Below are 21,958 nucleotides of genomic sequence, written 5' to 3'. Positions count from 1 at the left end.
ACATTTACGGGCGCATTGTGGGCGAACCCGCACAACGTTACGGTGTCCGCCATGGCATGGGGATCATGGTGGCGCAGCCGGTCCGGGACCGGTCCGGGCGCGGCCGGCAGCAGCGCGGAACGGCCTTCCGCGCAGGTGGTGTTGGGTGCGGTGGCAGACGAACTGTCCGCGCTGCACGGCGAATCGTGGCGGGTCGAGGGCGAAGAAGTACGCGGGCCGGGCGAGTTGGCGGTGCGGCTGGGAGAAATTCCGGCAGCCGTCGCGGACGGTGACCCGTACCGGGTCGACCTGCTCTTCCTGGCCGACCGGAACCGCCCGGAGACCGCCGTTCCGGACCGGGTGACCCTCTTCGAGGGCGGAGTCGGGGGCGGAACCGGCAGTGACGGCGGCGACCAGGACCCGGTGCGCCGGGCGGTCGAGGTGTGGGCCTCCACCGCCGGTGCCGCGCTGATCGAACTCGTCGCGCACAACGGCCGGTTCGCCGGCCACCTGGACCCCGCCGACCCGGACGGCCTGCCCGGCTGGCACGCCATCCACGGCGGCGTGGTCGGCTGGGGCACCGGCAAGCGGTTCCACGACGTGCAGGACTGGCTGGTCCGCAACCCGGTGCTGCCCGCGCTCGCCGAGGCCCTGGGCGGCGACCTCGGACGGGAGCAACTCGTCGGCGTCCAGGTGTCGTTCGGCGCGGGCGGTGGCGAGTCGCGGGCCGAGGTGCTGGTGCACGGCACCCCGCACCCCGCCGCGTCCCGGGCGCTCGCCGGGCTGGACTGGCCGCGGGTCGCCGAGGGCGACTCGCACGCCCGGACCTTCGTCCTGCTGGTCCGCCGGGCCGGCGCCCGTCCTCCGGCCGAGGTCGGACTCCGGGCCGCCGGGCGGCAGTAGCGCGTCCGGAAGGCCCGCCGGGCCCCGCGAGGCCCCGGAGACCCCGGGAGACCTCGCGAGGCCCCGCCGGACTGCTGACGGGCCGTCAGGAGACCTGCGGGGCCGCCCGGTAGCGCCAGGTGCCGCCGGGGGCGCGGTAGTCCGGCAGCCAGGCCGCCAGGACCTGCGCGGACGGGTAGAACATCGGCTCGGGGAGCGCGTCCAGCGCGAAGCGCTCCCAGCCGGCGCAGGCGTGCGGCTCGGTGACCAGCGCCTCGGCCAGGCTCGGCGGGGCCAGCACCGCCGCCGTCACCCGGGTGCGGCCCAGCTCGTGGTCGAGCAGCACCGCCAGCACCCGCATCTCCGCGGCGGGCAGCACGATGCCGGTCTCCTCGGCCAACTCCCGTGCGGCGGCGGCCTCGAAGGACTCGCCGGGGTGGTCGACCTTGCCGCCGGGCAGGCTCCAGGTCGGCGGCTCGCCGGCCGTGGTGCGGCGGCCGAGCAGCACCCGGCCGTCCCCGGTCGGCACGATCACGCCCGCGCCGACCAGCGGCGGCACCGGGTGCACCGGGAGCGGGAGCCGGGCGTCCGTCACCACTTGCCCTTCTGGTAGTCCTTCAGGAAGCAGCCGTACAGGTCCTCGCCCGACTCGCCGCGGACGATCGGGTCGTAGACCCGGGCCGCGCCGTCCACCAGGTCGAGCGGGGCGTGGAAGCCCTCCTCGTGCAGCCGCATCTTCTCCGGGTGCGGGCGCTCGTCGGTGATCCACCCGGTGTCGACGGCGGTCATCAGGATGCCGTCGGTGTCGAACATCTCCTGCGCGCTGGTGCGGGTCAGCATGTTCAGCGCGGCCTTCGCCATGTTGGTGTGCGGGTGGCCCGAGCCCTTGTAGCCGCGCTCGAAGACGCCCTCCATCGCCGACACGTTCACCACGTACTTGCGGCGCGCCGGGGACGCGGCGAGCGCCGGGCGGAGCTGCGAGATCAGGATGAACGGGGCGGTGGAGTTGCACAGTTGCACCTCCAGCAGCTCGATCGGGCCGACCTCGGAGACGGTCTGCACCCAGCTGTTGGTGTCCGCCAGGTCGGGCACCAGGCCGCCCGCGTCGATCGCGGTCCCGGCCGCGATCCGCTCCGGCGAGGCCGAACCCGTCACCAGCGCCAGCGCGGTGACCTGCTCGGCGCTCACCGACGGCTGCTCGCCGCGGCTCTGCCCCGGCAGCGCGGGCACGTCCACCGCGCCCGAGCCGAACCGGCCGATCACCGTCGAGGCGGGCAGCGCCCCGGCCGGCAGCGGCGCGCTCTCGGCCGCGACCAGCTCGCGGTACGCCTCGGGGGAGCGGCGGACGGTCTGCGCCGCGTTGTTGATCAGGATGTCCAGCGGGCCGTCCGCGGCGACCTCGTCGGCCAGCGCCATCACCTGGGCCGGGTCGCGCAGGTCGATGCCGATGACCTTCAGCCGGTGGATCCAGTCGGCGCTGTCCGGCATCGCGGTGAAGCGGCGGATCGCGTCGTTCGGGAAGCGGGTGGTGATGGTGGTGTGCGCGCCGTCGCGCAGCAGGCACAGCGCGATGTACATGCCGATCTTGGCGCGGCCGCCGGTCAGCAGCGCGCGCTTGCCGCTCAGGTCCGCGCGGGCGTTGCGGCGGGCCCGGTTCAGCGCGGCGCAGTCCCGGCACAGCTGGTGGTAGAACGCGTCCACCTCGACGTACCGCTGCTTGCAGGTGTAGCAGGAGCGCGGCCGCTCCAGGATCCCGGCCAGCTCGGTGGTGGTCTCGGTGCTCAGCCCGAACACGCCCGCCGTCTCGTCGTCGATCCGCCCCGGCGCGCCGGTCGCGGTCTTCGCGGTCACCGCGCGGTCGTTGGCGGTCTTCCGGGCCCGGGTCTCCTGGCGGCGGCGCTGCTTCAGGGTGCGGAACAGGCCGCCGACCGCCAGCCGGACCCGGATCGCGTCCGGGTGGTCGACGTGGATCCCGTCCAGCTCGGCGAGCACCTCCAGGCACAGCTCCAGGCGCTCGGGGTCGATGCCCTTGCCGTAGTCGGTGTCGTCCTCGACCGGTGCGCTGCCCGGCCCGCTCTGCTGGTTCGTCACTGCCGATGCTTCCTCGATCGCCCCATCCGTACCGCCGAACTCTACGGGAGCGGCCCCCGCCGGGGCGAAGCCTGTGACCTGCCGCACTCTCCGGCGGCCGGGCTCAACCGCCGCCCAGTGACCAGGCGATGACCGACAGCGTCACCGTCGACACCAGCACCGCCGACCGCGCCAGCACCGGCGCCGCCCCGTACAGCCGCGCGTACACGTAGACGTTCTGCGCCGTCGGCAGCGCCGACAGCAGCACCGCCGCCCGCAGCTGCGGCCCCGGCAGCCGCCAGCCGGCCGCCGAGAACAGCGCGCCCAGGCCCGCGCCCAGGATCACCGGGTTGCGCAGCGGCAGCCGCGTCAGCCGCCGCAACCGGGCCGGCCGGGTCGCTCCGCCGGCCGCGCCGGTGGTCGCGTCCAGCACCGCCAGCACCACCGGTGTGACCAGCAGCACCTGGAACAGCAGCACCGGCGCGGCGTACGAGGCGTCGCCCAGCACCTGCGCGGCGACCGGGATGCCGAGGTTGCCCGAGTTCACGTAGCCCGCCGCCATCACCGCGACCGTCCGCTCGGCGGTGCTCCGCTCCCGGCGCCGCCCGGCGAGCAGGCCCAGCAGCGAGGCGAGCACCGTTCCGGCGGCGAAGGCCAGTACCCAGGTGTCGGCGAAGGACGCCAGGTCGGTGCGGGCCACCACGGTGAACAGCGCCGCGGGCATCGCCACGTGGAACACGAACCGGCCGAGCACCGCCTCCGCGTCCGCCCCAGCAGCCCGGTCCGCCCGGCCAGCCAGCCGACCGCGGTCAGCACCCAGATCGGCGCGAACGCCGCGAGCAGCGCCTCCATCCCGACCTCCCCGACCCCCCGGCCTCTCCGACCATCCCGGCCTCCCCGGGCCCCGCCGCAGTCAAGCAGGCCGGCCCGAACGTCCGGTCGGTGGGGCCGGTGGAGCGGGAAGGGGGCGGGCGGGATGTGGGCCGGGTCACCCGTGGGGCGGTCCGGGTGGCCGGGCGGCTGCGCCGGGTGACCGGGGGGAGAGCGGCGTCACAGGGCGGGGCGGTGGCCGGGGTCACACGGCGGGCGGCGGTCCGGAGGCGGCCGGGGCGGCCGGAAGCCTTGGCGGGACTGGGCGGGGGGCCAATCGGCCGGTGGGCGGGGGACGTTGGGCACCCCTGTGGCCTTCTTCACAGCCGGGGCGGAATACGGGGGGTCGAAAGCGGTGAACTCCCTTGGCGCGCAAGGGGATCCGGGTTGTGAAGGAGTTGTGGAGGGCTCATTTCCGGATGTTTGCCGCGCCGTTGGGCCTCCGGCAGTCTCGTGGTTGTGCCCCGAGCCGATCCCAGTGCTCACGGGGCTGACACGACGCAGCGGACCGCGAGACCAGCGCGGCGCACGCGTCCCCGGTGAGCAGGAGCCGCCGGGCCGGCCGTCCCGGGCCGAGGAACCCGCACCGAGCGGGGATCCCGCACGTCCACCCGGGCTCGGCGTGACCTGGAACCGACTCTCGGAGGTACCCGAAATGCGACGCATCAAGCACGGCCTCGGCCGACTCCCGCAGGTCCGGATGGGCCACCACCGCATGCCCGACGCCGTCCTCGGCTTCGGCCTGGTGGGCGCCATCGCCGTGGGCACCCTGCTGCCCGTCACCCAGGCGTTCGCCGCCCCGGCGTCCGACCGCGCCGACAGCGCGGCGGTCGCCGCCGCCGACACCGCCGCCGGCGCCGACGGGCAGGCCGCCTCGCGCGGCGAGCAGCGCGAGCCCGTCCAGCAGGAGCAGCCCGCCCAGGAGCAGCCCGCCCAGGAGCAGCCCGCCCAGGAGCAGCCGGCTCAGGAGCAGCAGCCGGCTCAGGAGCAGCCGGCCCAGCAGGAACAGCCCGCCCAGGAGCAGCAGCCCGCCCAGCAGGAGCAGCCGAAGGCCGAGGAGCCCGCCGCCCCCGCGAAGAAGACCTACGCGAACAACCTGGACGGCTGGATCGAGGAGGCCCGCGACGTGCTGGCCGCCAACGGCAAGCACGTCCCGTCCGCGAAGGCGATGCGGGCCGCCGCGATCGCCGAGTCCTCCGGCAACCCGAGCGCCCAGAACAACTGGGACTCGAACGCCAAGAAGGGCACCCCGTCGATCGGCCTGACCCAGATGATCCAGCCGACCTTCAAGGCGTACGCGCTGCCCGGCCACACGGACATCCGCAACCCCGTCGACAACCTGGTCGCCAGCTCCCGCTACTGCGACGCCCGCTACGGCAGCATGGACAACATGGCCTCCGCCCGCGGCTACGGCTCCCACTGGCGCGGTTACTAGACCCCGTCCGCGACCGCCTTCGGGAACGCCGGGGCCCGCGTCGTGGCCCGCACGGCCGGGGCCGCCGACTCGCCCGGGTCAGTTGGGCTTGGAGAACAGCGCGTCGAGTTCCGGGAAGGCCACGCCCTCGGCGAGGGAGCCGTAGCCGCCGGTGCCGAAGAGCTCCTGTGCGGCGCGGCGGACGGCGGCGTGGGCGACCTGCGCCACGCCTGGGCCGAGGCTGACGCGAGCCACTCCGAGGGTGCCGAGCTCGGCCACGGTCGGGGCGCCGGGGCCCGCCATGACGTTCAGCGGTACGGAGACGTCCCCGGCCAGTGCCGCGATGGTGGCGGTGTCGACGACGCCGGGGACGAAGATGCCGTCCGCGCCCGCGTCCACGTACATCTGCGCCCGGGCCAGGGTCTCCTCAAGCCGGGTGTCCGGGTCGCCGAGCCCGAACAGGAAGGTGTCGATGCGGGCGTTGAGGAACAGGTCCGCGCCTGCCCGGTCGGCGGCCTGCCGGGCCGCGGCCAGCCGGGCCGCGAGTTCTGCCGGCGGCCGGGTGCCGTCCTCGATGTTGACGCCGACCGCGCCCGCCGCGAGCACCCCCGCGACGGTCTCGGCAACGTCGGCGGCATCCGTTCCGTAGCCGCCCTCGATGTCCGCGGTGACCGGAACCGCGACGGCGGCGACGATCCGGCCGACCAGTTCCAGCGCCCGGTCGCGGGTGAGGAAGCCGCCGTCCGGGAGCCCCTGCGACCAGGCGACACCGGCGCTGGTCGTGGCGATCGCCGGGGCGCCTGCCGCCTCGATCACGCGGGCGCTCGCGACATCCCAGGCATTGGCGAGGGCGAGCGGCGCACGTGCGGTGTGCAGGGAGCGGAAGAGGCGGGCGTTGTCCGGCTGTGTGGTGGTCATGGACGCAGTCAAACATCGACCACCGCCCACCTTCTGGCGAGAATCCGGCACGGACGTCGTCCCCTCCGAGCCCCCTACGGCGCGTGGCGCGCGGTAGGGGGCTCGGGCGTTGTCCGGGGCGGTCAGTCGATCCGCCGGGAGGTGCCGGTGGCGGCCGAGCGTTCGAGGGTGGCGAGCAGGCGGTGGTGGGCCGCGGCGGCGTGGAAGTCCGGTGCGGGGGTGCGGCCGTGGTCGAGGGCGTCGGCGAACGCGCGGTAGCCGGCGGCGACGTTGGCGACCGGGCCGGAGTCGGGTCCGAAGGGGACGCCGGCCCGGTAGTGCGGGGGGACGGGGGCGGGCTCGCCGTCGATCCGGACCTCCCAGTCGCTCCAGTGCGGGTAGCTGCCGGGGCGCGGCGCGGTGGCGGTCAGGGTGCCGTCGGTGCCGACCAGCCGGAGCAGGAAGCCGTCCGGGCTGCCGCTGCCGCCGTGCACGGTGACGGAGGCGGCGGCGCCGTTCGCCAGGGTGCCGAGCAGCAGCACCTGGGAGGGCGCGCCGCCGCCGGGGACGGTGCGCCCGGTGCCGGCGACCTCGACGCGGTCGTGGGCGTGCGGGATCCGGGCGGTGGCCTCGGCCAGCGGGCCGGTGATCCGCAGCAGGACGGCCAGGAAGTGCCCGGCCATGATGCTCAGCAGCGTGGTGCCGCCCGCCGGGTCGGTGGACCAGGCCAGTTCGGGGGCGATCCGCGGGCCGCCCAGCGGGTCGCCCGCGGCGACCAGGACGGCGGCCTGGAGGCGGCCGATCCGCCCGCCGGCCAGCAGGTCGGCGACGTACCGGACGTCCGGCGAGTGCACCCCCTGGAGGTTCACGGCGTGCGCGACCCCGGCCGCGGCGGCCTCCCGGGCGAGCTGTCCGGCCTCGGCCGCGTCCACGCCGAGCGGCCACTCGGAGAGGACGTGCTTGCCCGCCGCCAGCGCGGCCCGGATCACCGCGGCGTGGCCGGCCGCCCGGACCGACACCACGACCAGGTCGACCTCCGGGCGGGCGGCGAGCGCGGCGGCGTCGGTGAGGGCCAGCGGGACGCCGTGGGCGGCGGCCACCCGGTCGGCGCTGTCCTGGCGGGTGGTGGCGACGGCGGTCACCGCGAAGCCGTCCAGTCCGGCGAGCGCGGGCAGGTGCGAGGAGGCGGCCCAGCCGCTCGCGCCGACGATTCCGACCCTGATCATGGTTCCCCCACGGGCTGGTGCCTAGTTTCTAACCGATCGGTTAGAAACTAGGCGAGGAGACGGCCGGGGATCAAGGGGTAACGTGCCGGACGGCCGGAGAACGAGGGTCGGACACCAGGAGGTACGGCATGCCAGGCGGTCGCCCGCGCGGCTTCGATCCGCAGGCCGCGCTCGACCGGGCGCTCGAACTGTTCCGGCGGCAGGGCTACGAGGGCACCTCGCTCACCGACCTGACCGCCGCGATGGGCATCAACCGCAACAGCCTCTACGCCACCTACGGCAACAAGGAGCAGCTGTTCCGGCAGGCCCTCGACCGCTACGCCGCCGGGCCCGGCGCCTTCGCCGCCGAGGCCCCCGCCGAACCGACGGCCCGCGCCGTGGTCGCCCGGATGCTGCGCGGCGCCGTCGAACTGACCTGCGGCGAGCACGCCCCGCCCGGCTGCCTCAGCGTCAACGCGGTGCACGCCTGCGGCCCGGAGTCCGCGCCCGTCCGGGCCGAGGTGGTCGCCCGGCGGGCGGCCGGCGAGGGCGTCCTGCGCGACCGCTTCGCCCGGGCCCCGGACCTGCCGCCCGGCTACGACCCGGCCACCCTGGCCCGGCTGGTGCACACCCTCACCGACGGCATCGCGGTGCAGGCGGCCAGCGGGCACGACCGCGAACAGCTGCTCCAGGTCGCCGAGTTGGCGCTGCGCGCGCTGTTCCCGGCGGGCCCGCCGGAGGTGGCCGGACGGTCGCCCGAGGAGGCCGGGCCCCGCGCGGCCGGGCGCCCGCGCGCCCTGCCGGAGGGCTGACGGGTCGGCGCGGTCCGCGGGCGCGACGGCCATTGGATGATCGTACGAAGGGGTTCCGGAATCCGGGGCCGCCGGTTGTGGTGATCTTCAGGATTCGGGCGTGGACTGGCCCGGCACGGGGGAAACCATCAGAATCGAACGTTGGGTGTGCGCGGCTCGGTCGCGCCGCGCCGTAACGTTTCTCCCCAGCCAGAGAGCCCCTTCATGCGCTTCCTGAATGACCTCAAGCCCGCGTACGACCTCACGTACGACGACGTCTTCATGGTCCCCAGCCGTTCCGCGGTGGGCTCCCGGCAGGGTGTCGATCTCTCCTCCAACGACGGCACCGGCACCACCATCCCGCTGGTGGTGGCGAACATGACCGCGATCGCCGGCCGGCGGATGGCCGAGACGGTGGCCCGCCGCGGCGGCCTGGTGGCGATCCCGCAGGACATCCCGATCGAGGTCGTCTCCGAGGTGATCGGCTGGGTCAAGCAGCGGCACCTGGTGCACGACACCGCGCTGACCCTCAGCCCCGGCGACACCGTCGCGGACGCGCTCTCGCTGCTGCCGAAGCGCGCGCACGGCGCGCTGGTCGTGGTCGAGGGCGGCAAGCCCGTCGGCGTCGTCACCGAGAGCGACTGCCAGGGCGTCGACCGGTTCACCAGCCTCTCCGAGGTGATGTCCCGCGACCTGCTGCTGCTGGACCAGGGCATCGACCCGCGCACCGCCTTCGACCGGCTGAACGAGGCGCACCGCAAGCTCGCCCCGGTGGTCGCCGCCGACGGCACCCTGGTCGGCCTGCTGACCCGGAAGAACGCGCTCCGCGCCACCCTCTACACCCCCGCCGTCGACGCCGCCGGCCGCCTGCGGATCGCCGCCACCGTCGGCATCAACGGCGACGTGGCCGGCCGGGCCAAGGCCCTGCTGGAGGCCGGGGCCGACACGCTGGTCGTCGACACCGCGCACGGCCACCAGGAGTCGATGATCAGCGCGCTGCGCGCGGTCCGCGGGCTCGACCCGCAGGTGCCGATCGTCGCGGGCAACGTGGTCTCGGCGGACGGCGTGCGCGACCTGGTCGAGGCGGGCGCGGACATCCTCAAGGTCGGTGTCGGCCCCGGCGCGATGTGCACCACCCGGATGATGACCGGCGTCGGCCGCCCGCAGTTCTCCGCCGTGCTGGAGTGCGCCGCCGAGGCCCGCCGGCTCGGCACGCACGTCTGGGCGGACGGCGGCGTGCGCCACCCGCGCGACGTGGCGATGGCGCTGGCCGCCGGCGCCTCCAACGTCATGGTCGGCTCCTGGTTCGCCGGCACCCTGGAGTCCCCCGGCGACCTGCAGACCACCGCCGACGGCCGCCAGTACAAGGAGAGCTTCGGCATGGCCTCGGCCCGCGCCGTGCGCAACCGCACCTCGGACGAGTCGGCCTACGACCGCGCCCGCAAGGGCCTGTTCGAGGAGGGCATCTCCACCTCGCGGATGTTCATCGACCCGGCCCGCCCGGGCGTCGAGGACCTGATCGACTCGATCGTCGCGGGCGTCCGCTCCTCCTGCACCTACGCGGGCGCGGCCGACCTGGAGGAGTTCCACCAGAAGGCGATCGTCGGCGTCCAGAGCGCGGCCGGCTACGCCGAGGGCAAGCCGCTGCACTCCAGCTGGGCGTGAGCGGGTGCGGTAGCGGCAGGTAGCAGGTAAGCAGGCAGGGGCCGGGCGGTTGCCCGGCCCCTGCGCGTTCGCGCGGGTCAGAAGCCGTAGCCGTAGCCGTCGCGCTCGTCCCACGGCACGTCCAGGTCGTCGAGGTGCACGTGCCACACCGCCCCCGGCAGCGCGCGCCGCAGCTCGGTCACCGCGCCCAGCAGGTGGGCGATCACCGGCAGTGCCCGTTCCGGGTCGGCCGGCAGCTTGGTCGAGCCGGCCAGCAGGTCGTCCGGCTCGCCGCCGGCGTCCCCGTAGAGGTACAGGCCCTCCTCGTCCGGGTACGGGAAGGCGGCCCGGTGGGCGGTGGCGATCCGTTCGACGGCCGCGCCCTCGGCGGCGGTGAGCGGCACCGGTCGGCGCGCGTGGTAGTAGAGGGAGACGCTCATGGGCCGAGCGTACGGACCGGGTGCGACAGGCGGGGCCGTCAGTCGATCCTCGGGGGCTGCCGGGTGACCGCGACGGTGCCGACGGTGTCGCCGTCGGGGCAGTGCACGTGGATCCAGCCCTGGGCGAACGCGCGGAGGTCGTCCCGCCCGCCCCGCCGGTCGGGCCGCCCGAACGGGACGTCCGCGCGGGCCGGTGCGGCGGGCATGCCGTCGACGAAGGCGGCGAAGCGCTCGGCCCGGTGGCCGCGGTCGCCGATCACCGCCTCGGCCACCAGACCGCGCCGGAGCACCAGCCGCACCCCCGGCAGGGCCCGCACGTGGGCGACCAGCGGGTGCGACTCCGGGCGGTCCAGCACGTCCAGGAAGAGCGTGAACTCGCCGGAGCGCCAGCGGTGGAGACCCGACGAGACGCTGACTCCGCGCAGGACCGCCGTCAGCGCGCGGGGCGTGCCGTCCGCCGCGCGCTCGACCAGCAGGTCGCGGTCGCCGAAGCGGTACAGCCCGGTGTCCCGGACGGTGGCCGACGGCGGGCCGAGGACCGGGAACGGGTCGAGCGCGGCGGCGGGCCGGCGGACGCTCAGCACCCGGCCGTCCTCGACCTGCACCTCGGTGCCGTCCGCGAAGGCCAGCAGCCGCCGGGTGAACCCGGACGAGACCGCCCAGCGCCGGTGCGCCCCGTCGGCCAGCGGGGCCGCCGCTCGGAAGGCCGGGCCCCGCTCGGGCTCGCCGACCACGGCGAGCAGCGCGCCGAGCGGGCCCGCCGGGAGCGGGCGCGGGGCCGGGCGCTCCAGGGTGACCACGGCCAGGCCGCCGTCGGCGTAGCCGAGCCGGACCAGGTCGCCCTCGACGGCGTGCACGTCGCCCTCCGCCGCCAGCGGTTCGCCCAGCACGGCCCGGGCGCGGGCGCGGTCGCTGCCCGGGCCGAGGCCGCCGATCAGCGCGGCCGGGCGCGGGTAGGCGCCGTCGCCGGTGAGGCGGAACACGGCGGTGGCGCCGGTGCCGGTGTCCGTACCGGCGGCGAGGGCGCGGGCGGCGGTGGCCGGCGGGCTGTCGGCGGGCTCGCCCAACGCGTCGAGGTGCCACCAGAGTTCACCCTCGAAGCGGGTCGGCAGCATCCGGCTCCGGGCCGGCGACCAGCGCTCCGGGGTCCAGGAGCCGCCGCCCGGGTGGAACAGCAGCAGGTCGTCGTGCTCGCCCCGCCAGCACTCGCCCTCGAACGGTCCCAGCCCCTCGCCGGCCAGCGCGGCCGCGTACTGCTCGTCGGTCAGCGCGAACAGCGCGTCCGCGGAGCCGTGGCCGACCTGCTGGTCGACGCCGACCCAGGCCCGGCCGGTCGACACCTCGACGCCGAGGGCGGGCCGCCGGGCGACCTGCACGAAGGTCCGGGGCTCCGGTCGGCGGCGCTCGGGCATCGGGGTTCCGTCCGTCCGGTCGGGTGGGCGTGCTGCGGGGACCATCATCGGGGACGGCGCCGTCAGTGCGGGTCGAAGGGCGTCAGCAGGGCGCGGCTGACCATGCCGACCGAGCCGGAGAGGGCCTCGGTGACCAGGGCGCGGGCGGGCGGCAGCCGGCGCAGCGCCCAGAGGGCGAGGACGGAGGCCCAGGCGGCGTCGCGGGCGCGGTCGATCGACCAGACGCCGATCACGTGCATCAGCGGGTCGGCCACCGGCAGGTCGTCCGGGCCGGGCAGCAGCGCGTCGCGGACCTGGTCCTCGACCCGGGCGAGCAGGTCGTTGATCCGGTGGTAGTCGGCGGCCAGCTGCCCGGGCTCGCGGCCCAGCCGGCGGCAGGTGTCCAGGACGGCGAGCGGCAGGTCGTGCTCGATGTGCGCGTTCATGCCGGCCAGCGCGTACTGCAGCGGGTGGACGCCCGGGGTGGCGCGCAGGTCGAACAGCGGCCGCCAGCACGCCTCCGGGCGGCGGCCGGCGCGGTCGGCGTCGACCGCGTCCAGGTAGCGCAGGGCGAAGTTCGCGTCGAGGTCGGCCATCGCGGCCGGGTCGTCGAAGAACGCCGCGTCCAGCCGCTCCCGGACCAGCCGGGTCACGGTCAGGTACATCGCGTTGAACACCGCGACCCCGTCGGCGGGCGGGAGTCCGGCGGCGAGGGCGGCCATCCGCTCGATCACCTGGTCGACCGTCGGCAGTTGGCTGGTCGTCATACCGTCATCCCATCGACTCGTCCGGGAGTCCCACTGTCGCACCGGACCGGACGGGGCTCCAAGCCACCGCGCGCACGCTGCACCGACCGGGGACGAACGGTCGGACGGGCGGTGAACAAGAGGGGCGACGGGAGTACCGCACCGTCACCGCCGCGCGCTAACCTTCCCGAAGCGAGGGGAAACCGGACAACTCCACGGGGGAGCTGTGGCGATAGAACTGCCCGACGAGCTGGTCTGGGTCATGGACCTGCTCGGCTTCAACTGGCCGCAGGTCAACGAGGACAGCGTCCGTGAGTTCGCCGGACACGTCCGCAAGTTCGCGGCCGACATCGACGGCACGCACGCGACCGCGTCGGCGATCATCCGGGAGATGGCCGAGCACTACCAGGCCGACTCCTACCAGCAGTTGGTCGAGCGCTGGAACACGATGTCGAACGACCACATGGACGAGATCGTCCAGATCTGCGGCGTGGTCGCCACCGTCCTCGACGTCGCGGCGGACGCCATCGTCGCCGCCAAGCTGGCGGTCATCACCCAGTTGGGGATCGCGGCCGCCGAGCTGGCGGCCGCCGCCGCCACCGCCGTGGTCACCCTCGGCGCCTCGGCGGCGGCCGAGGCCGCGCTGATCGAGGTCACCAAACGGGTCGTCAACGCGATCCTCCAGGAGGTCGAGCAGCAGATCATCGGCGAACTGGTCTCCCGGGCGGTCGAACCGCTGGAGGGCGTCGTCGAGCGGGCGATCAGCGGGCTGGTCTTCAAGGGCGTCCAGGCCGCGCTCAACGGGATCGCGTCGGGCGGCGGGGGCGGGGGCGGCGGGGGCGCCGGCTTCCAGGTCAACCCCGACGAGCTGCTGCGGCTGTCCAACGCGCTCCAGGACCACTCCCAGCAGGTGGTCGGCCACGTCCGTTCGTTCGCGACCGCCACCTCGGGGGTGTCGTTCAGTTGACCCATCCGATCGCCAAGGCCCTGGAAGAGGCCGCCGAGAAGATCGGCATGCGGCTCAGCAAGGAGGCCGGCCAGGCCGTCGCCGACATGTACGAGCAGGCCGGCCAGGGCACCGCGAAGGTCGTCAAGCACATCGTCGAGGCCGACCTGGCGCACCAGCGCGAGCTCATCAAGCTCGCCCAGCGGGTCGGCAAGAACGACGGCATGATCGGCCCGGGCGCCCGGGCCCGCGTCGTCCGGCAGGCCGAGGCCCGCACCAGGCTCGCCGGGCACTTCGGCGTCCGGGCCGACTACGACGCCGAGATCGTCGTCGACCGGGCCAGGTTCCCCGAGTCGGCCCGGCACATCGAGGAGGCCCAGCAGGGCACCATCTGGCGCGGCGACAGGTCGCAGCCGGGCCGGCCCAAGCCCTCGATCCTGACCATCGACAAGGACGAGGCGCACGCCGACGCCAACCGCGCCGACTCGCTCCGCGGCATCGCCACCCGCCCGCCGGACGACCGCGACGAGTACCCGCCCGCCATGTACCGGGAAGGCGGGAAGGGCGCGAGCGTAAAGTACATACCCAGCAGCGACAACCAGGGCTCCGGCTCCAGCATGGGCAGTGCCGTCCGCGGACTCTGGGACGGAGCCAGAGTACGCATACGAGTCAGATGACGAACAGCCGGAAGGAGCACGGGTGAACGCCGCCGAACGGCTGGTCTCCCAGGCCCGGCAGGGCCGGTTCGAGGAGGTGCTGCCCGACCTGCTGGCCACGGCCAGCCGCCCGGACGGCGACCGGGACGAAGCCTGGGAGGCCGCCGCGGCGGCCATCCAGGTCCTGTTCTGGCAGGACCGGTTCGCCGAGGCCGCCGACCTGGCCGAGGAGCTGATCGCCCGGGACGCCCCGCTCGGCGGCGAACTCTGCGACCAGGACACGCCCTTCCGCACCGCCCTGCTGGCGGGCGAACTGCACGCCGGAGCGCCCGCCCGGCCGCGCCTGCTGGCCGCGGCCGCCCGCGTCCCCGAGGGCCGGAACCTGGGCGACGACCTCTCCTGGCTCGCCGAGGAGCTCCCCGGGCGGCCGGTCGAACACCTGCTGCCCGGCCGCTCCGACTGGGGCGGCCCGGCCCGGCCGCTGGACCGCGTCGCCGCCCCGCTCGCCGAACGCGACTTCGACACGCTGGACGCCCGCGACCGGCACACCCTGTGGGAGGCGGCCGCCGCCGCCAACGACTTCGACCTGGCCCACCGGCTGGCCGAGACCTCCGGCCAACTGCCCGACCGCTACGCGGCCTGCCTCTGGATGGCGGGCTGGTACGCGGTGCGCGGCGACGTGCCCGGCGGCGAGCGGATGCTGCTGGCCGCCCACGACCGGTGGTGGCCCTACATGGCCTGGGACGCGATCCCGGACGACGCCGTCCTCCAGCCGACCCTGCGCCTGGTGACGACCGACCTGGTGCGCGCGCACTACCTGACCCGGCCGATCGGCCCCGAAGCGGAGAAGAACGCATGACGCAGAACGCCCTCGACCAGCTGCTGGGCCGGGCCCGCGGCCCGCTGGGTCCGGACGTCGACCTGGACTTCGGCGTGGAGTCGGGCCCGCTGGCCGAACTCGGCCGGCTGATCACCCGGATGAACGGCTTCTTCGCCTTCAACGCCGGCATCCAGGTGTTCCGGGTCGGCGAGGAGGGCCTCGGCCACGACCTGCTCTCCTGGAACACCGACGAGGTCTGGAAGGAGACCTACGACGGCCTGGCCGACGACCTGTTCTGCTTCGGCCAGGACATCTTCGGCGTCCAGTTCGCCATCCTCGGCCAGGACCAGGTGGTCCGCTTCAACCCGGAGACCACCGCGATCACGCTGATCGGCGACAGCCTGGAGGAGTGGGCCCGCTGGCTGCTCGCCGACCCCGACGTCAACGGCGCCAACTCCTTCGCCTACGCCATCCAGAAGGCGAACGGCCCGCTGGAGCCGCACGAGCGCCTCGTCCCGCTGCAGTTCTTCACGCTCGGCGGCGGCTACGACTTCGACAACATGGCCGTCCGCGACGCCGCCGACGCGATGCGGATCCGCGGCCCGATCGCGCAGCGGATCCACGACGCCCCCGACGGGTCGACGTTCCACCTCGGCACCGACTGACGGCCGTTCGCCCGGCGAGGGCTCCCCACCGCGACCGCGGGGGGAGCCCTCGGTGTTCGTGCGGCGTTCGTGCGGGGTGGGGGAGTTGGTGGGGGAGCGGGCGGGAAACAATTCGGGTGCGAGCGGCGGGGCGGCCGTGGCAGGATGTGCGGCGACGGCGCTGCCGGGCGCATTTCGCGCTCCCGCCGTTTCCTGTCCCCGGAGGCTCGCGTGGTGAAGCGATATTAGTGGCGGTGCACACCGCCCTACGGTCCGCCCCCTTTCCGTGCGGGTGACCGAGCCTCCCGGTTCCTCCTCCGGACCACCCCCGGCCTGACCTGTCGACGTGCCCCGCGCGGGTGCTGTCGGCGCGCGTCGGCGCGGGCCGTCCACCGCTGCCGCGAGTCATGGGCGGCCGTCCCGTCGCGGGCCGGCCGGCGCTCCCCGCCGTCCGGCCCCCTCCGAGCCCCCAGCACCCGCACCCCCGTTCGCGCCGCGCGGCCGCGCCCTGCCGCTGCCGCGCCGTGCGCCGACGCATCCCGAGAGGATGGCCATGACCGCCACCGTGTTCGACCGCAGTGCCGTGCAGCTCCGTGAACTCATCGAGGGCGAGGGGGAGTTGCGGGAGGGTCCGGAGCTGGCCCGGCTGCTCGGGCTGCTCGCCGAGCGCCGGGGCGCCGACCTGTCCGGCCTGCCCGCCCGGCGGCAGGCCGAGCTGCTCGGGGCGCGGGCCGCGCAGGTGCTGCCCGGCGGCGACCGGCTCGCCGAACTGCTCGCCGAAGGGCGGCCGTTGACCGTCAAGTTCGGCATCGACCCGACCGGCGCCGAGGTGCACCTCGGGCACGCCGTGCCGATGATCCTGGCCAGCCGGCTGCAGCGGATGGGCCACCGGGTGGTGTTCCTGGTCGGCGACATCACCGCCCGGATCGGCGACCCGTCCGGCCGCAGCGCCGAGCGCCCGCCGCTCACCGAGGACGACGTGCGGCGCAACGTCGCGACCTACCGGCAGCAGGTCGGTGCGTTCTTCGACTTCGAGCGGGCCGAGTTCCGGTTCAACAGCGAGTGGCTGGAGCCGATGACGCTGCCGCGCTTCCTGGAGGTGCTCGCCCGGCTGCCCGCCTCCGCCGCGCTCCAGCGCGAGGACTTCCGCAACCGGCTCGCCGAGGGCAGCGGGCTGACCCTGGCCGAGCTGGTCTACTCCGTGGTGATGGCGCTCGACTCGGTCGAGCTCGACGCCGACGTCGAACTCGGCGGCCTCGACCAGCTGTTGAACCTCCAGATGTGCCGCCGGGTGATGACCGCGACCGGCCGGCAGCCCGAGGTGGTGCTCGCCACCGGCCTGATCGAGGGCACCGACGGCACCGGCGCCAAGATGAGCAAGTCCAGGAACAACTACGTCGGACTCGCCTTCCCCGCCGAGGAGATGTTCGGCCGGCTGATGTCCTGCGCGGACCGGCTGCTCCCCGGGTACCTCCGGGCGCTCACCGAACTCCTCGACGAGGAGATCGACCTGCTGCTCGCCCAAGTCGACGACGGCCGCCGGCACCCGATGGCCGTGAAGACCCTGCTGGCCGCCGCCGTCACCGCCACCGTCCACGGCGAACCGGCCGCGCTCGCCGCCCGGGACTCCTTCCGGGCCCGGTTCTCGGTCCGCCGCTACTCCCAGGCCGGGCCGCTGCCCACCGTCGACCCCGCCGAGCACGGCGCGGCGACGCTCGGCGAACTCCTGGTCCGGGTCAGCGGCGAACTCCCCAGCCTCAACCAGGTCCGCCGGGTCGCCGAGGCGGGCGGCCTCAGATTCGTCGTCGAGCACACCGACGGCGGGCAGCAGACCGTCCCGCTCGGCCGCGACGACGCGGACGAACGACTGCGGGTCGTGCTCGGCGCGCACGACCTGGCCCGGCCGCAAGCGACCCGCCGGCTGTTCCTGCGCTGCGGGCGGAAGGTGCTCGAACTGGCCTGAGCCGAACGGTGCCGGCGCCGGCCTGTGGCGCGAGTCCGGCCCCGCGCTCGCCCAGCGGTTCCGGAAGGCCGCCGGCGGCTGACGCCCGCTCGGCTGACGCCCGCTCGGACGACGGTCGTCCACCCGACGGGCGTTCAGCGGGTGGCCATCCAGCGGGCCACCGGCAGCGGGACGGCGGGGTTGCCCGCCGCCGCCTCGGCGAGGTCGGGATCGGGGCCGCGGAGCAGGGCGGCCAGGGTCGCGGCGGGCAGGGTCGGGTGGCCGGCCGCGGCCCGGCGGACCGCCGGGTCCGGGTCGCCGAGCAGGGCGACGGCCGCCGTCGACGGCAGGCGCCGGTCCGCGGCGGCGCGGGCCCGGACCTCCGGGTCGGGATCGGCGGCGAGGCGCACGGCCAGTCCGGCCGTCGCGGCGGGGTCGTCCAGGGCGAGCAGCCGGTACCGGGGGCGGGGGTCGTCGGCGTGGCGGAGCAGGCCCGCGCGGGGGAAGTTCGGGTGGTCGCGGGGCCGGCCGGGGAAGCTGAAGCTGCCCGGCCACCAGCCCCACACGTCCAGCAGCGTCTCGGCGGGGGCGTCCGCGCAGGACTCGGTGAGGAACAGCCGCACCACCCGGTCCTCGTCCCGCCCCAGCCGGGCGGCGACGTCGGCCGGCAGCCGCGGCGCCCGGGCCACGCTGCGGCGCACCCACCGGTTCGGGTGGGCGGCCAACTGCCGCATCGCGTCCGGGTCGTCGAACAGCGCGCCGACCCACCAGAGGGCGTACGTCCGGTCCTCGGCCGGGATCTCGGGCACGGCGTCGGCGAGTTCGGCGATCTCCGCCGCCGTCCGGGGCGCCACCGGCGGGGACACCCCGAGCAGACCGGGCCGCTCCGCGCGGGCGGCGTCCTCGTCCCGCAGTTCGCGCAGCAGCGCGAGCCGGGCCGCGCCCGTGCCGCGCCGGGCGAGCGTCTCCAGCAGCCGCTCCCACTGCTCCGGTGACAGCGCCCCGGACTCGGCGGCCCGCCCCCACACGCCCTTGGACGGGTGCAGGACGGCCGCGTCCAGCACCGGCGCGGGCAGGTCGCGCCGGTACAGGAAGTACGGCGCGTCGCCGTCCAGCAGGGCGATCAGCACCTCGACCGGCGCGTCCGCCCGGTGCCCCAGCCCGGACCGCCACCGCCCGCGCAACTCCGCGTCCGGCCCGGCGCCCGCCCGGAACGCCTCCCACACCACCTCGTCGCCCACCGGGGCAGCCTAGTGCCGCGTCCGGCGACGTTCGCCCCGGTGACCACGTCGCGTAGGCGCTCTTCGGCTGCATGTCCGTTCCGCCGGCACCGCTTCGCCGTCAGGTGCGGCGAGCACGGGTAGCGGCAGAACTCCAGGAACTTCGACCTGCTCTCGGTCACCCTGACGTGCCCGTAGAGCTGGTCCTTGCCCAGGTCGTAGGCGGCGAACAGGTGCCGCACCCCGTCCGGTGTCCCGACGGACGATCCGCAGCAGCCGCCCGGGCGCGCCGCCGGCGGGGCGAGGTCAGAGGCCGGTCCTGGTGGTGATCCAGGCGCGGTAGGCGCCGACGTCGGTGTAGACGGAGGGGGAGAGGCCGTTGCAACTGGCGACGCCCCAGCTGGCGATGCCGATCACCCGGCCGTTCTGGGCGAGCGGGCCGCCGCTGTCGCCCATGCAGGCGGGGATTCCGCTGCCCTTGTCGTAGGTGCACACCTGCTTGATGTTGATGTTCTGCCCCGGCCAGCGCAGTTGGCAGTCGGCCACGGTCAGGACGGTGACGGTGGCCTGCTGGAGGGTGTTCGACGCGGTGCCGCTGCTGCCGCTGGTGTATCCCCAGCCGGTCAGGGTGGCGGTGCCGCCGAGGAGGTCCGGCAGGGCCGGCAGGGCGATCGGCTGGACCAGCGGGGTGTAGGCGAGCGGCGTGGCCAGCTGCAGCACGCCGATGTCGTTCGGCATGCCGGCGGCGTTCTCGTTGTACGCCTCGTGCCCGATCAGCTGCTGCACCGCGTACACGGTGCCTCCGGGGGAGAGCGTGTTCGACGTCGTCGGGAACGGCCGGATCCGGTGGCCGGGCTTCAGGAGCCGAGGGTGAGGGTGAGGTCGAAGAGCTGGCGTACGGAAGTCCCGTACGTGAGCAGTGCCGTCCCGCTGAGCAGGGCGAGCGCCCTCCTGGCCGGGACGGCTGCCCAGGTCCGGGCGCGGCGGGGGGTGTTCTGGGTGTTCACGGGTCTCCTGGAGGTTCGGATCGCGGGGTGATCATCGAACCACCAGGGCCTGGGCGCACGCCGGGAAAGATCGAAAATGACCGCCGTCCACCGTTCGCGATCGCGCCGACGGGCCCCCGTCCGTGTCGCGCGCAGCCGGACGGAGCCGGAGTCGGAGTCGGAGCCGGAGTCGGAGCCCGCTTCCGCTCCGCCCGCGCGGGACGCCGGGCCTCGTTCCCACCCCGGGCGGCAGCGGCGCGAGGTCCTGGGACACCCTTCCGTCCCGGCTGTGATTCACGCCACTGTCGGCGGCTCGGTGCAGCACTCGGCCCCGTTCCGCCGTCATGGGGGGCAGTGATCGGGACGGGACGAGGAGAGGAGGTCGGCGGGTGAGGTTTCGCAGGAGTGGTCCGGGCAACGGATTCACGGAGTTCGTCGCACAGCGGTCGGGAGCGTTGTTCCGCACCGCGTATGCGCTGACCGGTGACGTGCACGTGGCCGAGGACCTGGTGCAGGAGGCGCTGGAGCGGGCGTGCCGACGGTGGCGGAAGGTCGCGGTGGCGGACTCGCCGGAGGCGTACGTGCGCAAAGTGCTGGTGAACCTGGCCAACGACCGCTGGCGCCGGCTGTCGCGCCCGGGCGAGCGCCCCGGGCTGTCGGGGGTGCCCGAGACGGCCGACCCCCGGGACCGGTTCGGGCAGGTGGATCTGCGCGCGGAGCTGATCGAGGCCCTGCTCGGGCTGCCGATGGGCATGCGCAGCGTGGTGGTCCTGTACTACCTGCACGATCTGGACGCCCGGCAGGTCGCCGACGTCCTGGACATCTCTTCGAGTGCGGTGAGGTCCCAACTCGCCCGCGGCCTGGCCAAGCTGCGCGATTCCGTATCGGGCGCCCAGGCGCCGCACACGCCGTCGGCCGCTTTCGGAGGTACGAAGTGAGGAACACGTCGTCCGGACCGGCCCCGTTCGAGCCGGGCCTCGAAGCCGAGCTGCGTGCCGCGGTGGCCTCCTTCGCCGACGGGCCGACGGCGCCGGTCGTCGACGCGGCCGCGATCGAGCGAGCCGTCAGCCGCGGCCGCACCCGCCGGGCGCTCCTCGGCACCGCTGCGGCGTGCTGCGTGCTGGCGTGCGCCACGGTGGGGTTCTTCGCGCTGAAGCCCGTGCCGCCCGCGCCCGGCGCCTCCCCGTCCCTGTCCACACCGGCGAACGGGGCGTGCACCCCGCTCGCCACCGGCACCCCCAAGAGCGGAAGCGGCGAACCGACTCCGGCACAGGAGCAGGAGCAGACCGCGGCAGCGAGCATCGCGCTGCCGAACCTGGCCGGCATGCCGGTCGAACAGGCCGAAAGCCTGCTGCGCGGGCTCGGACTGAGCTGCACGATCATGCGGCACACGGACTGGAACGCTCCCGCCGGGCAGGTGATCAGCAGTGACCCCCGGGGCGGCGCACAACAGGTGGCACCGGGCTCGTCCGTCCTCCTGCTGGTCTCGACGGGCAAACCCGGCGGGACCTGACCGACCGGGCCCTTGGGCCCGCGCGCGCACCGGCAGGACGGCGCCCCGTCCTGCCGGTGCAGGGGAGCCACCCGGAGCGGGGGAACGGCTGCGGGTGGCGGGCTCCGGTGCCGTCGGCCGCGCGGCTCGCTCGGCACCGTCTGGGCCCACCGCCGGTGGGCGCCCTGCCGGGTGACCTGCGCGGCCGTCCCGACGGCCGGCCAGGACGCGCCCGCCCGCCGGGACGCGCCCGCCCGTCGGGACGCGCCCGCCCGCCGGGGGTTGAGCAACACCTCTGCGAAGGCCGGCGCCAAGCCCTCCCCGCCCTGGCCCCGCTGCCGGCCGCCGGCGCTCCCGTCCACGAGGGCCCCGCCACCTCCACCCGGCGGCTCTCCCTCGACCGCGCCGGCTTCACCCGGCTGCCGAACGAGGCCGCCGTCGGCGACACCATCCGCATCGCCGGCGCCGCCCGGCTCTTCCGCTCGGTGGCGGACATCCTCGCCCCGCGCCCGGTGCCGATCCGCCGCGGCCCGCACCTGCGGGTCGAGTCCGGGCTGCCGTCCGGCATCGACCTCGCCTCCGACGACCCCGGCACCAAGATGACGGTGAACGTGCTCGCCGCCGTGCTGGAGTTCCAGCGCGACCTGATCATCAGGGGCTTGCCGCTCACCGCGTCCTGATCGATCCCCGAGGCCGTTCGGGCGCCGCACGACCGAACCCCGGTGCGGAGGAAGGGTGAAGGCGCGGTGGGGGAACGACGGTCTAGCACCAGGGGTCGGGGACGGTCGGAGGTTTGCCGGAAGTGCCGCTCGTCCGGGTGAATCCGGCGTGGGGGACTACTGCGGGGGCGCGTGGTGCGACAAGCCTATGAGCCGGGCGCGGGGTGGTGCGAACCCTCCCGCCGGGCGCCGCGCGAGCCCCTC

At 75.2% G+C, this 21,958-nt stretch carries 23 protein-coding genes; 12 read left to right on the top strand and 11 right to left on the bottom strand.

Features of this window, described 5'->3' with window-relative positions:
* The first annotated feature begins 150 nt into the window (after nucleotides 1-150).
* Nucleotides 151-882, top strand: coding sequence for a DUF6348 family protein (locus KSE_RS06545; RefSeq protein ID WP_014134498.1), 732 nt, complete (start codon nucleotides 151-153; stop codon nucleotides 880-882).
* Nucleotides 883-967: 85 nt separating this feature from the next.
* On the opposite strand, the gene KSE_RS06540 is transcribed toward KSE_RS06545, so the two are convergent.
* From KSE_RS06540 to KSE_RS06530, 3 genes are all read right to left on the bottom strand, one after another.
* The gene (locus KSE_RS06540) at nucleotides 968-1,456 is read right to left on the bottom strand and encodes a nucleotide triphosphate diphosphatase NUDT15 (protein WP_269450286.1); all 489 of its coding nucleotides are present in this window, start codon (nucleotides 1,454-1,456) and stop codon (nucleotides 968-970) included.
* Entirely contained in the window at nucleotides 1,453-2,952 is a 1,500-nt protein-coding gene (locus KSE_RS06535) for an SDR family NAD(P)-dependent oxidoreductase (RefSeq protein ID WP_014134496.1), read from the bottom strand. Before KSE_RS06535 ends, KSE_RS06540 begins: the two co-directional genes overlap by 4 nt.
* 103 nt (nucleotides 2,953-3,055) lie before the next feature.
* Nucleotides 3,056-3,685 (bottom strand): AEC family transporter, encoded by a 630-nt coding sequence (locus tag KSE_RS06530; protein ID WP_014134495.1) that lies wholly within the window; start codon nucleotides 3,683-3,685, stop codon nucleotides 3,056-3,058.
* A 771-nt stretch (nucleotides 3,686-4,456) separates the two neighbouring features.
* Between KSE_RS06530 and KSE_RS43570 the strand changes: the two genes are divergently transcribed.
* Nucleotides 4,457-5,236: a transglycosylase SLT domain-containing protein gene (locus KSE_RS43570; protein WP_014134494.1), complete on the top strand. Its 780-nt coding sequence runs from the start codon at nucleotides 4,457-4,459 to the stop codon at nucleotides 5,234-5,236.
* A 78-nt stretch (nucleotides 5,237-5,314) separates the two neighbouring features.
* On the opposite strand, the gene KSE_RS06520 is transcribed toward KSE_RS43570, so the two are convergent.
* Together KSE_RS06520 and KSE_RS06515 are read right to left on the bottom strand one after the other, a co-directional pair.
* Nucleotides 5,315-6,133: an isocitrate lyase/PEP mutase family protein gene (locus KSE_RS06520; RefSeq protein ID WP_033259524.1), complete on the bottom strand. Its 819-nt coding sequence runs from the start codon at nucleotides 6,131-6,133 to the stop codon at nucleotides 5,315-5,317.
* A gap of 122 nt (nucleotides 6,134-6,255) precedes the next feature.
* Nucleotides 6,256-7,338, bottom strand: coding sequence for a Gfo/Idh/MocA family protein (locus tag KSE_RS06515; RefSeq protein WP_014134492.1), 1,083 nt, complete (start codon nucleotides 7,336-7,338; stop codon nucleotides 6,256-6,258).
* Nucleotides 7,339-7,466: 128 nt separating this feature from the next.
* Between KSE_RS06515 and KSE_RS06510 the strand changes: the two genes are divergently transcribed.
* Nucleotides 7,467-8,129, top strand: coding sequence for a TetR/AcrR family transcriptional regulator (locus KSE_RS06510; RefSeq protein ID WP_014134491.1), 663 nt, complete (start codon nucleotides 7,467-7,469; stop codon nucleotides 8,127-8,129).
* 204 nt (nucleotides 8,130-8,333) lie between these two features.
* A complete protein-coding gene (locus tag KSE_RS06505; RefSeq protein ID WP_014134490.1) occupies nucleotides 8,334-9,773 on the top strand; it encodes a GuaB1 family IMP dehydrogenase-related protein in 1,440 nt (479 codons plus the stop codon).
* A gap of 77 nt (nucleotides 9,774-9,850) precedes the next feature.
* Here the strand turns inward: KSE_RS06505 and KSE_RS06500 are convergent, their stop codons facing one another.
* The 3 genes from KSE_RS06500 to KSE_RS06490 all read right to left on the bottom strand — a co-directional run bounded on the left by KSE_RS06500 (nucleotide 9,851) and on the right by KSE_RS06490 (nucleotide 12,350).
* Complete coding sequence (locus KSE_RS06500; protein ID WP_014134489.1) at nucleotides 9,851-10,192, bottom strand: hypothetical protein; 342 nt, start codon at nucleotides 10,190-10,192, stop codon at nucleotides 9,851-9,853.
* Nucleotides 10,193-10,230: 38 nt separating this feature from the next.
* Nucleotides 10,231-11,604, bottom strand: coding sequence for a hypothetical protein (locus KSE_RS06495; protein ID WP_014134488.1), 1,374 nt, complete (start codon nucleotides 11,602-11,604; stop codon nucleotides 10,231-10,233).
* 62 nt (nucleotides 11,605-11,666) lie between these two features.
* The gene (locus tag KSE_RS06490; protein WP_014134487.1) at nucleotides 11,667-12,350 is read right to left on the bottom strand and encodes a DUF5995 family protein; all 684 of its coding nucleotides are present in this window, start codon (nucleotides 12,348-12,350) and stop codon (nucleotides 11,667-11,669) included.
* Nucleotides 12,351-12,555: 205 nt separating this feature from the next.
* Here KSE_RS06490 and KSE_RS06485 point away from each other — a divergent pair, with 205 nt between their 5' ends.
* The 5 genes from KSE_RS06485 (at nucleotide 12,556) to tyrS (ending at nucleotide 17,358) form a co-directional block, all read left to right on the top strand.
* The gene (locus tag KSE_RS06485) at nucleotides 12,556-13,296 is read left to right on the top strand and encodes a WXG100-like domain-containing protein (RefSeq protein ID WP_014134486.1); all 741 of its coding nucleotides are present in this window, start codon (nucleotides 12,556-12,558) and stop codon (nucleotides 13,294-13,296) included.
* Nucleotides 13,293-13,952 (top strand): NucA/NucB deoxyribonuclease domain-containing protein, encoded by a 660-nt coding sequence (locus KSE_RS06480; protein WP_014134485.1) that lies wholly within the window; start codon nucleotides 13,293-13,295, stop codon nucleotides 13,950-13,952. Before KSE_RS06485 ends, KSE_RS06480 begins: the two co-directional genes overlap by 4 nt.
* 22 nt (nucleotides 13,953-13,974) lie before the next feature.
* Nucleotides 13,975-14,790 (top strand): hypothetical protein, encoded by an 816-nt coding sequence (locus KSE_RS06475; RefSeq protein ID WP_014134484.1) that lies wholly within the window; start codon nucleotides 13,975-13,977, stop codon nucleotides 14,788-14,790.
* Nucleotides 14,787-15,416: a hypothetical protein gene (locus tag KSE_RS06470; RefSeq protein ID WP_014134483.1), complete on the top strand. Its 630-nt coding sequence runs from the start codon at nucleotides 14,787-14,789 to the stop codon at nucleotides 15,414-15,416. Before KSE_RS06475 ends, KSE_RS06470 begins: the two co-directional genes overlap by 4 nt.
* Nucleotides 15,417-15,942: 526 nt before the next feature.
* Entirely contained in the window at nucleotides 15,943-17,358 is a 1,416-nt protein-coding gene (gene tyrS, locus KSE_RS06465; protein ID WP_014134482.1) for a tyrosine--tRNA ligase, read from the top strand.
* Nucleotides 17,359-17,492: 134 nt separating this feature from the next.
* Here the strand turns inward: tyrS and KSE_RS38175 are convergent, their stop codons facing one another.
* From KSE_RS38175 to KSE_RS44345, 3 genes are all read right to left on the bottom strand, one after another.
* On the bottom strand, nucleotides 17,493-18,578 hold the full coding sequence (locus KSE_RS38175) for a hypothetical protein (RefSeq protein ID WP_014134481.1): 1,086 nt from the start codon (nucleotides 18,576-18,578) through the stop codon (nucleotides 17,493-17,495).
* 285 nt (nucleotides 18,579-18,863) lie between these two features.
* Nucleotides 18,864-19,343, bottom strand: a complete 480-nt coding sequence (locus tag KSE_RS06455) for a S1 family serine peptidase (RefSeq protein ID WP_231873132.1) — start codon at nucleotides 19,341-19,343, stop codon at nucleotides 18,864-18,866.
* Between the two features lie 71 nt (nucleotides 19,344-19,414).
* Nucleotides 19,415-19,564 carry a hypothetical protein gene (locus KSE_RS44345; RefSeq protein ID WP_231873131.1) on the bottom strand — a complete coding sequence of 50 codons (150 nt, stop codon included), beginning with the start codon at nucleotides 19,562-19,564 and terminating at the stop codon, nucleotides 19,415-19,417.
* Nucleotides 19,565-19,932: 368 nt separating this feature from the next.
* On the opposite strand from KSE_RS44345, the gene KSE_RS06450 reads away from it, so the two are divergent.
* The 3 genes from KSE_RS06450 to KSE_RS39745 all read left to right on the top strand — a co-directional run bounded on the left by KSE_RS06450 (nucleotide 19,933) and on the right by KSE_RS39745 (nucleotide 21,715).
* Nucleotides 19,933-20,481, top strand: a complete 549-nt coding sequence (locus KSE_RS06450; protein WP_014134478.1) for a SigE family RNA polymerase sigma factor — start codon at nucleotides 19,933-19,935, stop codon at nucleotides 20,479-20,481.
* Nucleotides 20,478-21,056: a PASTA domain-containing protein gene (locus tag KSE_RS06445; protein WP_014134477.1), complete on the top strand. Its 579-nt coding sequence runs from the start codon at nucleotides 20,478-20,480 to the stop codon at nucleotides 21,054-21,056. Before KSE_RS06450 ends, KSE_RS06445 begins: the two co-directional genes overlap by 4 nt.
* A gap of 155 nt (nucleotides 21,057-21,211) precedes the next feature.
* Complete coding sequence (locus KSE_RS39745) at nucleotides 21,212-21,715, top strand: recombinase family protein (RefSeq protein ID WP_014134476.1); 504 nt, start codon at nucleotides 21,212-21,214, stop codon at nucleotides 21,713-21,715.
* Nucleotides 21,716-21,958 lie beyond the last annotated feature (243 nt).

The organism is Kitasatospora setae KM-6054 (genome assembly GCF_000269985.1).
GTDB lineage: Bacteria > Actinomycetota > Actinomycetes > Streptomycetales > Streptomycetaceae > Kitasatospora > Kitasatospora setae.
The sequence above is the reverse complement of the archived record's forward strand: the minus strand, read 5'-3'. Positions and strand labels throughout refer to the sequence as shown.

What these genes read in the sequence shown, in the direction of transcription:
- KSE_RS06470 (WP_014134483.1), top strand. Translation starts at nt 14,787, where the DNA reads ATGACGCAGAACGCCCTCGACCAGCTGCTGGGCCGGGCCCGCGGCCCG.
- KSE_RS06515 (WP_014134492.1), bottom strand. Translation starts at nt 7,338, where the DNA reads ATGATCAGGGTCGGAATCGTCGGCGCGAGCGGCTGGGCCGCCTCCTCG.
- KSE_RS06510 (WP_014134491.1), top strand. Translation starts at nt 7,467, where the DNA reads ATGCCAGGCGGTCGCCCGCGCGGCTTCGATCCGCAGGCCGCGCTCGAC.
- KSE_RS06505 (WP_014134490.1), top strand. Translation starts at nt 8,334, where the DNA reads ATGCGCTTCCTGAATGACCTCAAGCCCGCGTACGACCTCACGTACGAC.
- KSE_RS43570 (WP_014134494.1), top strand. Translation starts at nt 4,457, where the DNA reads ATGCGACGCATCAAGCACGGCCTCGGCCGACTCCCGCAGGTCCGGATG.
- KSE_RS06500 (WP_014134489.1), bottom strand. Translation starts at nt 10,192, where the DNA reads ATGAGCGTCTCCCTCTACTACCACGCGCGCCGACCGGTGCCGCTCACC.
- tyrS (WP_014134482.1), top strand. Translation starts at nt 15,943, where the DNA reads ATGGCCATGACCGCCACCGTGTTCGACCGCAGTGCCGTGCAGCTCCGT.
- KSE_RS06520 (WP_033259524.1), bottom strand. Translation starts at nt 6,133, where the DNA reads ATGACCACCACACAGCCGGACAACGCCCGCCTCTTCCGCTCCCTGCAC.
- KSE_RS06490 (WP_014134487.1), bottom strand. Translation starts at nt 12,350, where the DNA reads ATGACGACCAGCCAACTGCCGACGGTCGACCAGGTGATCGAGCGGATG.
- KSE_RS06495 (WP_014134488.1), bottom strand. Translation starts at nt 11,604, where the DNA reads ATGCCCGAGCGCCGCCGACCGGAGCCCCGGACCTTCGTGCAGGTCGCC.